The 403-nt window shown below is 46.9% G+C and carries 1 pseudogene; it reads left to right on the top strand.

The window, feature by feature from the left end:
- Nucleotides 1–403: pseudogene (gene pntA / locus AB4496_RS29190) on the top strand (NAD(P)(+) transhydrogenase (Re/Si-specific) subunit alpha); the annotation flags it as partial.

Genomic DNA, 403 nt, shown 5'->3' with positions numbered 1-403 from the left:
AGTAAAAGAGCAAGTCGAGTCTATGGGCGCTGAATTCTTGGAAGTGGATTTCAAGGAAGATACCAGCGCGGGCGACGGCTACGCAAAAGAGATGTCTGAAGCATTCAATAAGAAAGCTGAAGAACTGTATGCAGCTCAAGCTAAAGATGTCGATATCATCATTACAACGGCACTGATCCCAGGTCGTCCGGCACCTAAGCTGATTACCAAAGAGATGGTAGACAGCATGAGTGCTGGTAGTGTGATTGTTGACCTTGCGGCAGCCAATGGCGGTAACTGTGAATATACCGTTGCGGATCAAGTCATTACAACGGCTAACGGCGTGAAAGTGGTAGGTTACACAGATATGGTTGGTCGACTACCGACTCAATCATCTCAACTGTATGCAACGAACCTAGTTAAC

It is taken from the genome of Vibrio sp. 10N.222.46.A1, from assembly GCF_041473595.1.
Classification (GTDB): Bacteria; Pseudomonadota; Gammaproteobacteria; order Enterobacterales; family Vibrionaceae; genus Vibrio; species Vibrio tasmaniensis_A.
The sequence above is the reverse complement of the archived record's forward strand: the minus strand, read 5'-3'. Positions and strand labels throughout refer to the sequence as shown.